Consider the following 16,395-nt stretch of genomic DNA (forward strand, 5'->3'; position numbering starts at 1 on the left):
GGTGTTTACGCTTTATCCGTTGTTGTCCGGGGAGGGCCGTGAACATCACGGCGAGATCATGCGCGAGGCCACGAAGTTGATCGAAGCGGGCAAGCTCATGCCGGCGCTGGACCGGCGGCGCTTCTCGCTGGACGAGGTCGAACAGTCGCACGCCGCGATCACTGGAGGTGGTGCGAACGGCAAGATCGTGGTCGAGATCCCCTAGCCGGGCGGGCGACCCGTCGGTGTGTCTCTGGCGACCCTCGCTGGCTTTCTTCACAGAGCTGGTCCACGAGGGAGTCTGACGGCGCGCCTTCTCCCACACCTGAATGAGGCGGCAGGATTTGCCGCCTCCGGCAAAATGAGTTCATGGCCTTCGGTCAGTCAATGTCCTACGGACGCAGCATCCCTTTGAAATGACAGTCATCATAGGATGGTCCACGATTTGCATGACGCTCCCACTACGAGTTCGGAATGCCATTGTGACAGCGTAGGAGCACATCATGAAAATCGGCACGGTTACCCCACAGATCATCCCCTTCCTCGACGGTTCGAGCCGCACCTCGCGTGGCGGAACAGGAGATTTCGGCGCGGCCGTGCAGGCAAACGATCTCGGCAACGTTGATGTCGGGTCAGCTGCGGGCGAGGGCAACAGGATTTGGCAGCGCGGCAACAGACCCGCCGGACATGGCGGCGGCTCAACCCAACGGATGGACCCGCAAACAATTGACGCCTTGTCAAAGGCAGGTCCCCAGGACGCCGTCGCGCCTCCCCCGAAGCAGCGACCTCTGACGGATACCGAGACTACGGACAGCTCAGCGAACGACAGCAGCACGGCAGGCAGGAGTGTCGCCATCGATTTCATTCACGTCGAACTTCCGAACGGTGTGAAATTCGAGCTGCGCCATACCCCCGGCGATGGCGAGACCGGCGACCAGGCGCTGCAAAGCCTGCTCAAGGCAGCCGAGGAATTGAGCAGGGAGCTCGCAGGCATCGTCGCCCCAATTGCGAAGGACGCGGCGGACGCAGAGATCCGGCGCGGCGATACGGCCTCAACGGCCTATGCGAAACAGCTGTCGGCCTACACCACGCGATATGAACGCGAGGGCCCGGTCGTGACTGCGTGAGCGGCCTTCCCCACCCAGCCGGAACGGAGATCCAGCGCGGCTCGGCACGTCGTGGCTCCTGCGATGGCTATCCCTGAGCGGGTCCCGAACGCCGTTCTGGCTTCACCAGTTCTCACAACGCCTCACTCGCGGCTCGCGCGCGACCAGGCGACACTCGCAAGGACATCTCCCCGCCCGCCCGCCTTGCTCTCCGCCACCGAATGCGCCACCATCCCTTCCGCTCGATCATAACCACCAAAAATGCGAGGAAACGCATGAGCAAGTCAGCCGGTTTCAATTATGGCTGGGTCGTCGTCGGCGCGGGCGCGCTGATGACCTGTGTCGGCTTCGGCGCGATGATGTCGCTGGCGGTGTTCCTGAAGCCGATGTCGGATGCGACGGGCTGGTCGCTCGCCGGCGTCTCCGCCGCGTCGACGCTGAATTTTCTCGGCATGGGGGTCGCGGCGTTCTTCTGGGGCGCGCTGTCGGACCGCTACGGCACCCGCATCGTGGTGCTCGCAGGCTCCGTGCTGCTCGGCCTCGGTCTGGTGACGGCGAGCATGGCGACCTCCCTGTGGCAGTTTCAGTTGCTGTGGGGCATCCTGATCGGCACCGCCGTCGGCGCCTTCTATGCGCCGATGATGGCGATCGCCAGCGCCTGGATCGAACACCAGCGCAGCCTCGCGGTCTCGCTGGTGTCGGCCGGAATGGGCGTGGCGCCGCTGACGGTGGCGCCGTTCGCGAGCTGGTTGATCACGACCTATGACTGGCGCACCGCGATGCTGGTGATCGGGATCGTCGCTTCGGCATTGTTGATTCCGGCCGCGTTCCTGGTGCGTCCGGCGCCGCAGGCGACCGCGCCTGCGGCCACAGGCGGTGCGGATACGCCCGCGGTCGAGTGGACCGTGGCGCAGGCCTTGCGCACGCCGCAGTTCATCACGCTGGCGCTGGCGCATTTTTGCTGCTGCGCGGCGCATTCGGGCCCGATCTTCCACATGGTGAGCTACGCGATGGTGTGCGGCATCGCGCCGCTGACCGCGGTCACCGTCTATAGCCTGGCGGGCTTCTCCGGATTGGGCGGCCGGCTTGCGCTCGGCGTGATGGCGGACCGCATCGGGGCCAAGCCGGTGCTGGTCGGCGGGCTCTCGGTGCAGGCGCTGTGCGTGGCGACCTATCTCGCGATCGGCCAGCTCGGCGAATTCTACGCGCTTTCCGTCGTGTTCGGCCTGGCCTATGGCGGGGTGATGCCGCTCTACGCCGTGCTGGTGCGGGAATTTTTCGGCGCCCGCATCATGGGCTCCGTGTTCGGCGCGGTTTCAGCGTTTGCGAGCCTCGGCATGGCGCTCGGACCATGGGCCGGCGGCTGGGTGTTCGACACCTTCCACGGCTATTTCTGGCTCTATGTCGGCTCGTTCGGCATCGGCATCGCGGCGGTCGCGGTGGCGCTGAGTTTTCCGTCACCGCGGCGGCCGAGACAGCCCGCGCTCCGCCTCGGGCCTGCGACGGCGTAGATCGCCTCTCTTGATCGGCGGCGGCGGATGGACCACCATTGCGCCGCCACTCAACGAGACGCCCGACAAGCGGCGGAACAAGGGGCGAGGAAATACATGAACAAGCTTTCCGGTTTCGACCTCGTCGAGCGGGCGCGGGCGCTGCAGCCGCTGATCGCGGGCGAAGCCAACGAGATCGAACGGACCCGGCGCCTCACCCAGCCAGTGGTTTCGGCGTTGATCGAAAACGGGCTTTATCGCGCGCTGCTGCCGAAAAGCCTGGGGGGTACCGAGGCGCCGCTCGAGATCTTCATGCAGATGCAGGAAGAGATCGCCAAGGCCGACGCCTCGACCGCGTGGTGCCTCGGCCAGTGCGGCGTCTGCGCCATGGTCTCGGCCTATATCGATCCCGATGCCGCCAACGAGATTTTCAACGTCGCGCCCGGCATCCTGGCCTGGGGCGCGATCAATCATACGGTGCAGGCCGTTCCCGGCGGCTACAAGGCCAGCGCGCGCTGGGATTTCGCCAGCGGCTCGCGGCAGGCGAGCTGGCTCGGCGCCCATGTCCGGATCGTCGAGGCGGACGGCTCACCGCGCCGCAGGCCCGATGGCTCGCCGGAGATCCGCACCATCCTGTTCCCGATGACCAGCGCCACGATGTACGACGTCTGGGACGTGATCGGCCTCAACGGCACCGGCACCGATTCCTATTCGGTCGAGGATCTCTTCATTCCCGAGCGATTCACCGCGCTGCGCGACGAGCCCACCGCATTGCGCGAGCACGGCCCGCTCTACCGGATCCCCACTCAAATGGTCTACAGCATGGGCTTTGGCGCCACCTCGCTCGGCGTCGCCCGCGCCATGCTGGATGCCGCCATCGAGCTTGCACGGGCCAAGCAGCCGCAGGGGCTTTCGGCGATGCGCGAGAACAGCGCGGTGCAGGGGCTGATCGGGCGCACCGAAGCCCAGTTGCGCTCCACGCGCGCCTATCTCTATGCCACCGCCGCGGAAGTGTGGCGCGACCTGGCGCGGGGCGATGCCTTCACCGAAGCCCATCGCACTTCACTCCGGCTGGCCTCGACCTGGACCATCCATCAGTCCACCGCGGTGGTCGACACCGCCTATCACATGACGGGGGCCACCGCCGTGTTCAGCGCCAATCCGTTCGAGCGCCGCTTCCGCGACATGCACACCATTGCGCAGCAGCTGCAGGGCCGCGACAGCCATTATGAAGACGTCGGCAAGGTGATCCTGTCGGGCAAGCTCGATACCGCGCCGACGGCGCGCCCGTAGTATTACGGGCCACCTCATTTTATTAAGCAGTTTCTGGGAACTTGCGAATCTTCCTCTTGCGGAGCTTCGGCAACCCCCATGTTCAAACTTCGATCGATCGCAGTCCGTCTGATCCTCGCCATTTCGCTGACGGTGGCTGCGGCCTGCGCCATCCTCGGCACCTTTTCGATCATTCAACAGCGGTCGCTGACGCAACTGGCGCTCGACCAGCAACTCAAGCTGCAATATGACAGCGTGATCGCCGCGATCGACTATGAGGGACGCGCCGCCATGGCGGTCAGCTCCGTGGTCGCCGCACTGCCCCCGGTCGCCGCTGCCATCACCAAGGGCGACCGCGATTCCATGACCGCGCTGCTCGGCGGCGCCCAGGCGGCCCTGAAGGCGCAGGGCATGTCGCTGTTGAACCTCACTTTGCCGCCGGCGACGATCTTCCTGCGCCTGCACGATCCCAAGTCGTTTGGCGACGACATCTCGGCGCGGCGCATCACTGTGGTGGAGTCGAACAGATCAGGCAAGCCGATCGTCGGGGTCGAAATGGGCCGCAATGAGCTCAGCATCTTCGCCATGACGCCGATCATGCGCGACGGCAAGAGCATCGGCATCGCCGAAAACGGCGTCCCGTTCGGCAAGGCGTTCGTCGACCGCGCCAAGCAGCGCTTCGGCGTCGATCTCGCCGTGCATTCCTTCGATGGCAAGGAACTCAAGCGGCTCTCCTCGACCTTCGGGGATGCCGTTGTCGCCACGCCGGAAGAACTGAAGAGCGTGTTCAGCGGCGCATCGTTGCGTCGCGATGCGACGCTCGGCGGCAAACCCTCGGCTCTCTATCTCGGGCAAATCAAGAATTACGCCGGCCAGCCGATCGCAGTGCTGGAAGTCGTCAAGGATACCACCGAATATGAGGCCGCGGCGGCGAGTTCGCAACGCAACCTGATCCTCGGCACCATCGCCATCCTGGCCGGCGCCGTGCTGCTGGCCTTCCTGCTCGGCCGCGGCCTGTCGCGTCCGCTGACGGCGATCACCGCGGTCATGAACCGCCTTTCCGGCGGCGACACCGAGGTGACCATCCCCGGCGGCGAGCGCAAGGACGAACTCGGCACCATGGCGGTGGCCGTCGACGTGTTCCGCCGCAGCATGCTGGAAGCAGGCGCCATGCGCGCCGCACAGGAAGCCGCCAAGCAACAGGCGGAAGAGGAAAAGAAGGCATTGCAGCGGCAGATGGCCGACCGTTTCGAGGCCGACGTCAAGAGCGTCGTGGGCGCGGTCGCACGCGCGACCAAGGACATGCAGCGCGTCGCCGGCGAGATCACGGCCAGCGTCAGTGGCACGTCGGAACGGGCCACCGCCGCGGCTGCCGCATCCGAGGAAGCCTCCGCCAGCGTCAACACGGTCGCCGCCGCCACCGAGGAACTGGCCTCCTCCGTGGCCGAGATCGGCCGCCAGGTCACGCATTCCAGCAGCGTCGCCGAAGACGCCGTGGTGAAGGCCGGTCAAACCACCGAAATGGTCGGCAGCCTCACGGCGGCCGGCGAAAAGATCGGCGACGTGCTTCGCCTGATCGGCGCCATCGCCAGCCAGACCAACCTGCTGGCGCTGAATGCGACGATCGAGGCGGCGCGCGCGGGCGACGCCGGCCGCGGCTTTGCCGTGGTCGCATCCGAAGTCAAGGAACTGGCCAGCCAGACCGCGAAGGCCACCGAGGAGATCGCCGGCCAGGTGACCGCGATCCAGTCAGCCACCGGCAATTGCGTCACCGCGATCGGCGGCATCAGCGACACCATCCGGGAAATCAGCGGCATTGCAACCACCATCGCCGCCGCCGTCGAGGAGCAGGACTCGGCGACCCGCGAAATCGCCCGCAGCGTGCAACAGGCCGCCGCCGGCACCAGCGAGGTCTCGCATAACGTCGCCGGCGCCAGCCAGGCCGCCGACCAGTCGCGCGTCCTCGCCAACAACGTGCTGGTCGCCTCCGGCGAACTCAACCAGCACGCCACCGCTTTGTTCGAAAGCGTCGACAGCTTCCTAGCCGGCCTGCGCAACGCGGCCTAGTAACCTTCCGGCCTGTCTGGATCAAGATCGGGCTCACACGACGTCCCCTCCATGATGGAGTGGGCGCCGTTGCCCGATTGACTCGGCGCCATTTGCGACCGACGATCTACTTTGCGATCTTGATTCACCCAGGGGGAGCAAGTCATGGCTTACAAATTCGAAGTCTATAAGGACAAGGCCGGCGAATTTCGTTTCCGGTTCAAGGCGCCGAACGGCGAGAGCATGTTTTCGTCGGAAGGTTATGCGCAAAAGGCCTCCGCCATGAGCGCAATCGAATCGATCAAGAAGAATGCCCCGGGCGCCAGCACCGACGATCAGACCAAGTAGACCCGCCGCAACCTCCTGAAGGCACGATGCCGCAGCCACCGCAAAAAGCCGGCGGGAAGAAACTCCCGGCCGGCAAGCCGCGCGCGGGATTTGCCGATCCCGCTGTGGCCGCGGTCTTCAGCGCCTATCCAGAGCCGCTGCAGACAAGACTGCTGGCGTTGCGCCGGCTGATCCTCGACACCGCCATGACGACAAACGGCGTCGGCGCCCTCGAAGAAACCCTGAAATGGGGGCAGCCGAGCTATCTCACGACAGCCACGAAAAGCGGCAGCACGGTTCGAATCGATCGGATCAAATCCCCCGCCGACCGCTACGCGGTGTTTTTCCATTGCCAGACCGACCTGGTCGCAACGTTTCGCGAGCTGTATCCCGAGCTGACTTACGGCGGCAACCGCAGCATCCTGCTCGACGCCAAGGACAAGCTTCCCGAAGCCGAGTTGCGCCACTGCGTGGGACTGGCGCTGACGTATCACCTGAACAAGCGGAAGGCCGGGCGCGGCGGGTAGGTGTTCATCGCCCTCCCCTTGAGGGAGGGTAAGCGTAGATCGCTGTCCGTTCGTATTCAAACTTCAAGCCGCGAGAGGATATGCGTCCGTATTCCGTCTTGTAACTCCATCATTCTGCCGGAGCTGTCATGACGCGCGCTCGTTGTGTATAAGCGAGCCAGAGCAGAGCGAGTGCTGCCAGGCCAAGCCAGGGCAGCAGGAGCGTGTTGAGCATCTGCCAGCCAAACACTTGCAACAGCGCAGCCGCGCTCAGGGAGCAAGCGAGGCCGACCGCGAAAATAATCAAATCGTTTGTAGCCTGCGCGCGGCCCTTTTCCGCGACGTTGTATGTCGTCGTGAGCAGCGTCGTTCCGCCGATGTAGAGGAAGTTCCAGCCGACTCCGAGCATCACGAGCGCACCGGCGAAAGAGGAAAAGCCGGTGCCTGTCAGCGTCATCAGGACATGGCCCGCGAACAGGGCAACGCCCGCAAGCATGACGCGCAACACGCCAAATCGGGCAATGAGCGAACCCGTGAAGAAGGAGGGCAGGAACATGCCGAGGACGTGCAGCTGAATGACGGTCGAAGCGGCACCCAGCTCGTGATGATGATGCACCATGGCAATCGGTGTCGCCGTCATGGCCAGAATCATGATGCCGTAGCCGGTAGCGGCACCGAACAGAGCAACCAGATAGGTCGGCTGCGAAACGATTGCACCCCACGGACGGCCCGCTCCCACGCCCTCCTCAGCCCTGGGCGGTGGAGACACGCGAAGACCAAGAAGCAAACTCGCCGCGATGACCGACACGACGGAGAGCAATAAAAACGACCCGACATATTGGGTAGAAAAAAGTGACTGCCCCAAATGGGCCAGTACAGGCCCTGCCAATGCAGCGACGACGCCGCCGCCGAGGACCAGCGAGATAGCGCGCGGCCGAAACGTTTCGTCGGCCACTTCGCCCGCTGCGAAACGATAAAATTGCGCGAAGGCCTGATATGTCCCGACGAGAAAAGTGCCCAACGACAAAACAGCCAATGAACCGAGCCAGACACCGAGCGCAGCCGTCAGGCCGCCGGTTGTACCGAGCAGCGCGCCCAGGACGAAACCCGGACGACGGCCAGTGCGGGCCATCCACATTGAGGCGGGCACCGTAGCGGTAGCCGTGCCTAGGAACATTGCTGCAATAGGTGCCGTGGCTAGGCTGGGCGACGCGGCGACCAGACCGCCCGCCAGACCTCCCACGGTCATGACCAGGACAGAAACCGTCTGAAACATGGCCTGGGCGGTGGCGAGCAGCAGGACCTGCCGGTGCATTTGTTGGAATTGCATGAGCTTGCGTCTCATCCTATCATTCAATATAATGATTGAATGAAAAAGACACCCTGTCAATGACCAGCCCAAAGATTCAGATTTTTGAAAAGTTTGCAGAAGTGGCCCGCACGCTGGCCCATGCGACGCGTGTGGAACTTCTCGAACACGTGGCGCAGGGTGAACGCCCCGTCGAACGCCTCGCGCAACTCACCAGTCAGTCCGTCGCCAATACCTCACAACACCTGCAACAGTTGAGGCGCAGCGGCTTCGTCAAGCCTCGCCGCGAGGGCAAACGCGTGCTCTACCAATTGGGCGACGGGCCGATTATCGAGCTGCTGTCGGCTCTGCGAAAGGTCGCCGAGCACAATTGCGCTGAGATGCGCGCGATCACTTCACTTTACTTTGATCGCCTCGATGCCTTTGAGCCGGTCTCGCGGGAGGAAGTCTTACGGCGACTTGCGGAGGGTAGCGTTACGCTTTTGGACGTACGCCCGGAGGACGAGTTCGCATCTGGACATCTGCCGGGCGCAGTGAACATCCCCCTGCCAGAACTTGAGCGGCGCCTCTCAACGCTGCCGGGCGAGCGCGAGATCGTCGCTTACTGCCGGGGCGCTTATTGCGTGCTGTCGTTTGAAGCCGTCGCCGCCCTGCGCGCAAGAGGCTACACCGTGCGCCGTCTTGTGGACGGCTTTCCCGAGTGGAAAGCTGCAGGCCTTGCGGTCGAGTCGAACGCGATCGCGGATCTCGGACCTGGATGATCGGCCGTTGAACACCGTCCGGATCAGGTGGCTGGGCGCAAAAGGCGCTGACGATTTTATTCAGCACCACGGAGGCGCGTTGCAATCACGAAGCTGAGCCGCTTGTTGCGGAGTGCGAGATCGCGAAGCTGGATAGCTTCGAAGCCTGCATCTCTGGCCAGTTGGGCAACTTCGGCTTCCGGTCTGATATGATAGATTTCGCTGGGAAAAGTCGCCCGGAATCCCGCATCCTCCGCCGGACGGAAGCCAAGAACGAAGCGTCCCCCCGGTTTCAGCACGCGGCGAGCCTCGGTGAGATGGTCGAGCGGCCTGTTCCAGAAATAGATGGTGTGGACGGCGAAGACCTTGTCGAACGACGCGTCAGGGAACGGCAACCGGTCGCTGCTTTCCAGGCGAAACTCGATCCGTTTCTCCGCAACCAACTGCCTATGTCGGCGTGCGGCGTGGCGCAGCATCGTCGGTGAGAAGTCGATTCCGCAAAGCGAACCGGAAGAGGCTGCATTCGCGGCCTTGGCGAGAGTTTCGCCGTGACCGCAGCCAATCTCCAGCACCGCGTCGGCGGGCTGAAGCTGCAACAGCTCCAGAGCGAAATCATTCTCGTTGGCGGTTTCCCTTGCCATCACCCGCGCCACGATCCGGCCCAGCAGGCCGGACGGCTTGCGTCCTTGCCTGGCGATGAACTGCGGTTTGCGCATTTGCACTTCCTGTGATTTGACAACGCCGCTTGCTTCGGCGGCCTTCCCCATCTGCCCTGATCGAGCAATCCGCTTCCGTCCCACCTGAAGTTAGCGCCGAACGGCTGGAAAGGCATCCTCCAATCAGAGGACGCCGCGGGACACGGGGGCCTCACGTTCTGGCGCTGACCTATCATCTGCGGAAGCGGAAAACGTCTAACAAGCGCGCATAACGCCGCCGTTGGAGCGAGGCGCCAAAGCCGTCATTGCGAGCGCAGCGAAGCAATCCATCGTCACCGCGAAAAGAAAGAATGGATTGCTTCGCTGCGCTCGCAATGACGGTTGTGAGCCTCACGCCACCAGCGCGGCGTCCTCGGACGGATCTTGCGGCGCGACGAATTCCGGGCCGCGCTGCGCCTGCAGCAGCGCGACGATCTCGGCGTTGGGCCGCGCGCGGCTGAACAGGAAGCCCTGCCCCTCGTGGCAGCCCTCGGCGCGCAGGCAGCTCAGTTCGGCTTCGGTCTCGACGCCCTCGGCGGTGATCGTCACGCCGAGGCCCATGCCGAGGCTGATGATCGAGCGCACGATGGCCTGCGCGTCGCGATTGGAGCCGAGGTCGCGAACGAACGACTGGTCGATCTTGATCTTGTCGAACGGAAAGCTTCGCAGATAGCTCAGGCTGGAATAGCCGGTGCCGAAATCGTCCATCGAAATGCGCACGCCGAGCGCGCGCAGCGCGTGCAGCGTGGCCAGCACCTGGCTGCTCTTTTCCAGCAGCAGCGTTTCGGTGATTTCGAGCTCCAGCCTTCTCGCCGGCAGCCCGGTCTGCTTCAGCACGTCCATCACCATCGACAGCAGATTGCCGACCCGGAATTGCAGCGGCGACAGGTTGACCGCGATCCGGACGTCGTCGGGCCAGAGTGCGGCGTCGGCGCAGGCGCGGCGCAGCATCAGCGCGCCGAGCGGATTGATCAGGCCGGTCTCCTCGGCGACGGGAATGAATTCAGCCGGCGATACCATGCCGCGGTCGGGATGCGGCCAGCGCACCAGCGCCTCGAAGCCGGTGATGCGCCCGGTCGCGAGATCGACCAGCGGCTGGTAGTATGGCAGCAGCACGTCGTTCTGGATCGCGTCGCGCAGGTCGATCTCGATCTTGCGGCGACTCTGGGCGCGGGCATCCATGCCGGCTTCGAAGAAGGAGAACGTGCCGCGCTGCTCGTTCTTGGCGCGCGACAGCGCCATGTCGGCGTTCTTGAGCAGCTTCTCGGACTCGTCGCCGTCGCCGGGCGCCATGGCGATGCCGATGCTGGCGCCGATCACGACGGAATGGCCGTCGAGCAGGTAGGGATCGCCGATCGCCTCCAGCAGCCTCCTGGACAGCAGCACCGCATCCTCGGGGCGCGTCAGCCCGCTCTGGATGATCGCGAATTCGTCGGAGTTGAGGCGGGCGAGCGTATCCTCCTCGCGCAGGGTGGATCGCAGCCGCTTGGCGACGCCGCGCAAGAGCTTGTCGCCGATGCCGTGGCCGAGCGTATCGTTGACCGCCTTGAAATTGTCGAGGCCGAGCACCAGCACCGCGACCTTTTCCGCGCTGCGCCTGGTGTGCAGCAGGATGTCGTCCATCTGCTGGCGCAGCAGGTTGCGGTTCGGCAGCCCGGTCAAACCGTCATGCTGGGCCATGAAGGCGAGTCGCGCCTCGGCGCGCTTGCGCTCGGTGATGTCCATCAGCGCCAGCAGCACCGCGGGCTGGTCGTGGCAGACCAGCTGACGCGAATAGATCGCAAGGTCGATCAGCGCGCCGTCGGCCCTGACATGCTTCCAGGTCCGCGCGGTCTGTTCGTCGCTGGAGCGGTCGCCGCCCCATGGCAGTTCGGTCTCGAAGGCCTGAACGCTGCGGATGGTCAGCTTCTCGAATTCGGCGCGGCTGTAGCCGTAATGCTCGATCGCGGCGTCATTGACGCCGAGGATGCGCTCGTCGTCCAGCGCGCATACGATCATGGGAACGGGATTGCTGTCGAACAGCAGCCGGAACGAGGCCTCGCGCTGCTTCAGCTCGGTGATGTCGACGCGCAGGCCGACGACGCCGCCGTCCTCGGTCAACCGCTCCTCGATCAGGATGCAGCGGCCATCGGCCAGCGTCTGCTCGTGGCGCGCGCCGGGCTGATACATCCTGGCGAGCCGCTCGGTGATCCATTCTTCCTCGCGGCCGACCGCTTCCGGATATTCGCCGCGCGCGACGCCGACACGGAGGGTGTCCTGCAGCCGGGCGCCCGGCTTGAACAGGTCGGAACTGCGGTTGTAGATCTCGGAATACTTCTTGTTCCAGAGAATGTAGCGCCCGTCGGCGTCGAGAAACACGATGCCCTGCGGCAGGATGTCGATCGCCTCGCGCAACCGCTCTTGCGATTTTCGCGCATCCGCGATCGCGGCTTCCGCCTCGGCGCGCTTGCGCACGATTTCGCCGATCTCGGGTGAAACGCGGCGGCGCTTGCCTGAAAGCTTCGGACTGGGCTTCGCCGGTCGGCCGGGAATGCGGGTCATCGCCGCATGTTTGCGTTTTTTGGCTGGCTTCGGCCGGATACTCTGCATTCGCGTACGCCCACTCGCATTCTGCGTCCCATGTTCTCCGATAAGTGTCTGAAAAATTGGTAACACTTGGCGGCTTGCGCTGGCGCCGGCGAGCCTGGAAGGCCATGGAACAAGACTCCGGATACACGTTTAAGTAGCATACGCGGGCGCATCCGCGCGATGAAAGGCATCTCAGGCGCCACAACGACGTCAGATGCCGGATAAAGATCAACGCTGCCCAACGAATGCGCGAATTTCCCCGCGCGCGCACGAAATTTCGCCAATGCGTAAAAGGGTTATCGAGCGGTTAAGCGAGCGGTTAAGAACGCGTCAGTTCGAGATCACGATCCGGGTATTGCCCCGTTGGCGCGCGACCAGGGCAAACAGAGTTGCCGCATTCGACGGATGCAGCCGAACGCAACCATGTGAGGCGGGGCCACCGAGCCGCGCCAGGTCATACGTCCCGTGAATGGCAAAACCGTGATAAAAGAAGATCGCGTGCGGCATCGGCGAATTGTAATACTTCCGTGAGAACCAGCGCCGCGCCATCATGGTCGGCTGGAACACGCCGCTCGGCGTGCCATAACCGTTGCGGCCGGTCGACACCGGCCAGGAGTATCGCATCGCACCGTCGACGCTCACGGCCATGCGTTGCGACGACTTGTCGATCTGGACCACGACCCCGGCGCGCGCCGGCGTCAGCGTCAATCCTGTCATAACCGCCGCGACGGCAAATGCCAGCCGTGCGAGCCGTCGCTTCGACAGCCGTTTCATCATCGCGCCCTGCCACCACTTTTTTATGGCGGCCATGATGTCGCTCGCGAATGCGGGTTGTAAAGACCGGGGCGACATCCTGATGCAATCCATCGCGGGTTAATCTTAACCCGCCGCCCGCGCTTTCGCTCAAACCGCTGCGAAAGGCGATGCGAAAACGGTGACGAAAACTGTGTCCTGGCGTCCGGCGCGGCTTTTCGCCGGTTGCCGGTTTCGTGCTAGGCTTGCCTACCAGAGTGAACCGATGAACCCTCGCCTGATCCTCACCCTCCTGCTGATATCCGCAACCTTGGCCGGCGCCACCATGGCGCTGGCGCAGGACAAGGGCAGCGTCAATCCAAAGCCGTTGCCGCCGCTGGCCAATCCCAACGATCCCAGGCTCGGCGCCAAGGAGCTGTTCGGCCGCAAGCTGCTGCCGGCGGCGATGCCGACGCGCGTGGTCGGCTTCTACGCCAGGGGCTGCATCGCGGGCGCGGTAGCGCTGCCGATCAATGGCGAGAGCTGGCAGGTGATGCGGCTGTCGCGCAATCGCTACTGGGGACATCCCGACCTGGTGGCGCTGGTGACGCGGCTGGCGGCCAGGGCGCGCAAGGACGCCGGCTGGCCGGGAATCCTGGTCGGCGACATGTCGCAGCCGCGCGGCGGCCCGATGTTGACCGGACACGCCAGCCATCAAGCCGGCCTCGATGCCGACATCTGGCTGACGCCGATGCCGAACCGGCGATTGTCGCGCGAAGAGCGCGAGGAAACCTCCGCGGTCATGATGGTACGCTCCGACCGGCTCGACATCGATCCACACAACTGGAAGCCGACCCATCTCGGCGTGATCCGCGCCGCGGCCCAGGAGCCGAGCGTGCAGCGCATCTTCGTCAACGCTGCGATCAAGAAGGCGTTGTGCCGCGAAGCCAAGGGCGACCGCAGCTGGCTGCACAAGGTGCGGCCGATGTATGGCCACGACTATCACTTTCACATCCGCATCAAATGCCCGCCGGGCAGCGGCGAATGCGAGAGCCAGCCGGAGCCGACCGAGAGCGAGGGCTGCAGCGCCGGCGACCTCGCCTTCTGGTTCAAGGATTCCGTGCTTCATCCGAAGCCGCCGAAAGAGCCGCCGAAGCCGCGGCCGCCGATGACGCTGGCGCAATTGCCGGCCGCCTGCAAGGCGGTGCTGGCCGCGCCGGACGCCAGGCAATAGAGGTTGATATCGCGGGCCCTTTGCGCCGCCCCGGCAATGCTGTAAGCTTCGCCAGCGATGTCCGGACGGATCGTAAGTCCGCCGGATTGCCGGAACGGCGCTTCCGCCTGTCGCATTTCACCGAAACCTACGCCTGAGTTGCGCGCACAAAAACGCGCCACGCATGGAGCGCCCTGATGCATCGTCTTGCCGGCTATTTCGTCGCCCTCTCGATTCTGCTCGGATCGAACCACACCCCCGCCATTGCGCAAGACAAGAGCCTGACGGTGTTTGCCGCAGCCTCGATGAAAAACGCGCTCGACGACATCGGCGCCGCCTATACCGCAAAGTCAGGCGTCAGGATCGTCGCCAGCTACGCCGCCAGTTCGGCACTGGCGAAGCAGATCGAACAGGGCGCGCCCGCCGACTTATTTGCCTCCGCCGACACCGACTGGATGGACCATGCGATCGCGAAAAAGACCATCAGCGAGCCGACGCGGGTCAATCTGCTCGGCAACAGCCTCGTGCTGATCGCACCAAAGGATTCCAAACTCGACAAGGTAGCCATCGGACCGGGCTTCGATCTCGCCAAACTCGCCGGCGACGGCAGGATCGCCACCGGCGACGTGAAAGCGGTGCCATCAGGCAAATACGCCAGGGCGGCGCTGGAAAAGCTCGGCGCCTGGCACGCGGCGGAGCCCAAATTCGCCATGGCGGAGAGTGTGCGCGCGGCACTGGCGCTGGTGGCACGCGGCGAGGCGCCGCTCGGGATCGTCTATTCGACCGACGCGAAGATTGAACCCGGCGTCAGGATCGTCGGCACCTTCCCGGCCGACTCCCACCCCGCCATCATCTATCCCGTGGCAGCGACCGCGACCGCCAAGCCGGAAGCCGCGGCCTATCTGACTTTTCTGCGCTCGTCGGCGGCCAAGACCATCTTCGAGAAATATGGTTTTGTCTTTCTCGTCAGCCCGACGACCTGAGCGTGTTCGAGATCTCGCCAACGGAATGGACGGCGATCCTGCTTTCGCTGCGGGTCGCCGCGGTGGCGACGCTGGTGGCGACGCCGCTCGGCATCGCGCTGGCATGGCTGCTGGCGCGACGTGAGTTCTGGGGCAAATCGGTGCTCGACGCGCTGGTGCATCTGCCGCTGGTGCTGCCGCCGGTCGTGACCGGTTATCTGCTGCTGCTGACGTTCGGCCGGCGCGGACTGGTCGGCGGCTGGCTCGCGGATCATTTCGGCATCGTGTTCGCGTTTCGCTGGACCGGGGCGGCGCTGGCCTGCGGCATCATGGCGTTTCCGCTGCTGGTGCGGCCGATCCGGCTGTCGATCGAAGCGGTCGATCGCAGGCTGGAGCAGGCGGCGGGCACCCTGGGCGCCCCGCCATGGCGGGTGTTCCTCACCATCACGCTGCCGCTGGCGCTGCCGGGCGTGCTGGCCGGCATGGTGCTCGGCTTTGCCAAGGCGATCGGCGAATTCGGCGCCACCATCACCTTCGTGTCCAACATCCCGGGCGAAACCCAGACCATTTCCTCGGCGATCTATTCGCTGATCCAGACGCCCGACGGCGACACCGCGGCGCTGCGACTGGTGGTGGTATCGATCGTCATCGCGCTTGCCGCATTGGTCGGCTCCGAATGGTTCGCCCGGCGCGCCACCAAACGCCTGCACGGGAATTGATCATGCTGCGCGTTGAGGTTTCGAGACAACTCGGCGAATTTTCCATCGAGGCTTGCTTCGCCAACGAGGGACGCGTGACCGGGTTGTTCGGCGCCTCCGGCGCCGGCAAGACCTCGCTGATCAACATGATCGCCGGCTTGCTGCGGCCGGACCGCGGCATCATCGCCATCGATGGCGAGGTGCTCGACGATACCGCGGCGGGACTTCACATTCCGCCGCATCGCCGCCGCATCGGCTATGTGTTCCAGGACGCGCGGCTGTTTCCGCATCTCGATATCCGGCAGAATCTCGACTACGGGCGGCGCATGAACCGGCTGGCCGAGGATCCCGCCCTCGAGGCCCGCGTCACCGATCTGCTGGATATCGGCGGCCTGCTCGACCGCCGCCCCGGCCGGCTGTCCGGCGGCGAGCGTCAGCGCGTGGCGCTGGGGCGCGCGCTACTGGCGCAGCCGCGGCTGCTGCTGCTCGACGAGCCCATGGGATCGCTGGACGAGGAGCGCAAGGTGGAGATCCTGCCCTATCTGGTGCGGCTGCGCGACGAGGCCAATGTGCCGATGGTCTATGTCAGCCACGACGCCGGCGAAATGCGCCAGCTGGCGACGCAGGTGGTGATGCTCCGGCGCGGGCGCGTGGTTGCGTTCGGGGGCACCGAGGTGCTGCCGGGGACGTAGAGAACGCTTTAATCGCCCGAGCCAGCTGCGCTTCTTCTCCCCTCCTCCCGCGAAGCGGTG

The 16,395-nt window shown here is 64.7% G+C and carries 16 protein-coding genes; 12 read left to right on the forward strand and 4 right to left on the reverse strand.

The annotated features are described in order from the left end of the window. The 7 genes from Q7U29_RS24960 to Q7U29_RS24990 form a co-directional block, all read left to right on the forward strand. Positions 1-205: zinc-binding dehydrogenase (locus Q7U29_RS24960; RefSeq protein ID WP_304745834.1), on the forward strand; the 205-nt coding region annotated here is incomplete at its 5' end. Positions 206-482: 277 nt separating this feature from the next. Further along, positions 483-1,106, forward strand: coding sequence for a hypothetical protein (locus tag Q7U29_RS24965; RefSeq protein WP_304745836.1), 624 nt, complete (start codon positions 483-485; stop codon positions 1,104-1,106). A gap of 254 nt (positions 1,107-1,360) precedes the next feature. Further along, positions 1,361-2,596: an MFS transporter gene (locus tag Q7U29_RS24970; RefSeq protein ID WP_304745838.1), complete on the forward strand. Its 1,236-nt coding sequence runs from the start codon at positions 1,361-1,363 to the stop codon at positions 2,594-2,596. Between the two features lie 96 nt (positions 2,597-2,692). Then, a complete protein-coding gene (locus tag Q7U29_RS24975) occupies positions 2,693-3,868 on the forward strand; it encodes an acyl-CoA dehydrogenase family protein (protein ID WP_304745840.1) in 1,176 nt (391 codons plus the stop codon). 78 nt (positions 3,869-3,946) lie between these two features. Next, positions 3,947-5,914 (forward strand): methyl-accepting chemotaxis protein, encoded by a 1,968-nt coding sequence (locus Q7U29_RS24980; protein ID WP_304745842.1) that lies wholly within the window; start codon positions 3,947-3,949, stop codon positions 5,912-5,914. Between the two features lie 144 nt (positions 5,915-6,058). After that, positions 6,059-6,241 (forward strand): YegP family protein, encoded by a 183-nt coding sequence (locus Q7U29_RS24985; RefSeq protein WP_304745844.1) that lies wholly within the window; start codon positions 6,059-6,061, stop codon positions 6,239-6,241. Between the two features lie 26 nt (positions 6,242-6,267). After that, positions 6,268-6,747 carry a DUF1801 domain-containing protein gene (locus Q7U29_RS24990; protein ID WP_304745846.1) on the forward strand — a complete coding sequence of 160 codons (480 nt, stop codon included), beginning with the start codon at positions 6,268-6,270 and terminating at the stop codon, positions 6,745-6,747. A gap of 109 nt (positions 6,748-6,856) precedes the next feature. On the opposite strand, the gene Q7U29_RS24995 is transcribed toward Q7U29_RS24990, so the two are convergent. Next, complete coding sequence (locus Q7U29_RS24995; protein WP_304745848.1) at positions 6,857-8,071, reverse strand: MFS transporter; 1,215 nt, start codon at positions 8,069-8,071, stop codon at positions 6,857-6,859. A 44-nt stretch (positions 8,072-8,115) separates the two neighbouring features. On the opposite strand from Q7U29_RS24995, the gene Q7U29_RS25000 reads away from it, so the two are divergent. After that, positions 8,116-8,796 carry a metalloregulator ArsR/SmtB family transcription factor gene (locus Q7U29_RS25000; RefSeq protein ID WP_304745950.1) on the forward strand — a complete coding sequence of 227 codons (681 nt, stop codon included), beginning with the start codon at positions 8,116-8,118 and terminating at the stop codon, positions 8,794-8,796. Positions 8,797-8,852: 56 nt separating this feature from the next. On the opposite strand, the gene Q7U29_RS25005 is transcribed toward Q7U29_RS25000, so the two are convergent. The 3 genes from Q7U29_RS25005 to Q7U29_RS25015 form a co-directional block, all read right to left on the reverse strand. Next, a complete protein-coding gene (locus Q7U29_RS25005) occupies positions 8,853-9,491 on the reverse strand; it encodes a class I SAM-dependent methyltransferase (RefSeq protein ID WP_304745850.1) in 639 nt (212 codons plus the stop codon). A gap of 330 nt (positions 9,492-9,821) precedes the next feature. Further along, a complete protein-coding gene (locus tag Q7U29_RS25010; RefSeq protein ID WP_304745852.1) occupies positions 9,822-12,059 on the reverse strand; it encodes an EAL domain-containing protein in 2,238 nt (745 codons plus the stop codon). A 309-nt stretch (positions 12,060-12,368) separates the two neighbouring features. Further along, positions 12,369-12,815 carry a L,D-transpeptidase gene (locus tag Q7U29_RS25015; protein WP_370691824.1) on the reverse strand — a complete coding sequence of 149 codons (447 nt, stop codon included), beginning with the start codon at positions 12,813-12,815 and terminating at the stop codon, positions 12,369-12,371. Positions 12,816-13,056: 241 nt separating this feature from the next. Here Q7U29_RS25015 and mepA point away from each other — a divergent pair, with 241 nt between their 5' ends. The 4 genes from mepA to modC all read left to right on the forward strand — a co-directional run bounded on the left by mepA (position 13,057) and on the right by modC (position 16,335). After that, complete coding sequence (gene mepA, locus Q7U29_RS25020) at positions 13,057-14,004, forward strand: penicillin-insensitive murein endopeptidase (protein ID WP_304745856.1); 948 nt, start codon at positions 13,057-13,059, stop codon at positions 14,002-14,004. 176 nt (positions 14,005-14,180) lie between these two features. Next, a complete protein-coding gene (gene modA, locus Q7U29_RS25025) occupies positions 14,181-14,966 on the forward strand; it encodes a molybdate ABC transporter substrate-binding protein (protein ID WP_304745858.1) in 786 nt (261 codons plus the stop codon). 2 nt (positions 14,967-14,968) lie between these two features. After that, complete coding sequence (gene modB, locus Q7U29_RS25030; RefSeq protein ID WP_304745860.1) at positions 14,969-15,664, forward strand: molybdate ABC transporter permease subunit; 696 nt, start codon at positions 14,969-14,971, stop codon at positions 15,662-15,664. Between the two features lie 2 nt (positions 15,665-15,666). Next, on the forward strand, positions 15,667-16,335 hold the full coding sequence (modC, locus tag Q7U29_RS25035; protein ID WP_304745861.1) for a molybdenum ABC transporter ATP-binding protein: 669 nt from the start codon (positions 15,667-15,669) through the stop codon (positions 16,333-16,335). Positions 16,336-16,395 lie beyond the last annotated feature (60 nt).

It is taken from the genome of Bradyrhizobium sp., from assembly GCF_030654605.1.
Taxonomy (GTDB): Bacteria; Pseudomonadota; Alphaproteobacteria; order Rhizobiales; family Xanthobacteraceae; genus Bradyrhizobium.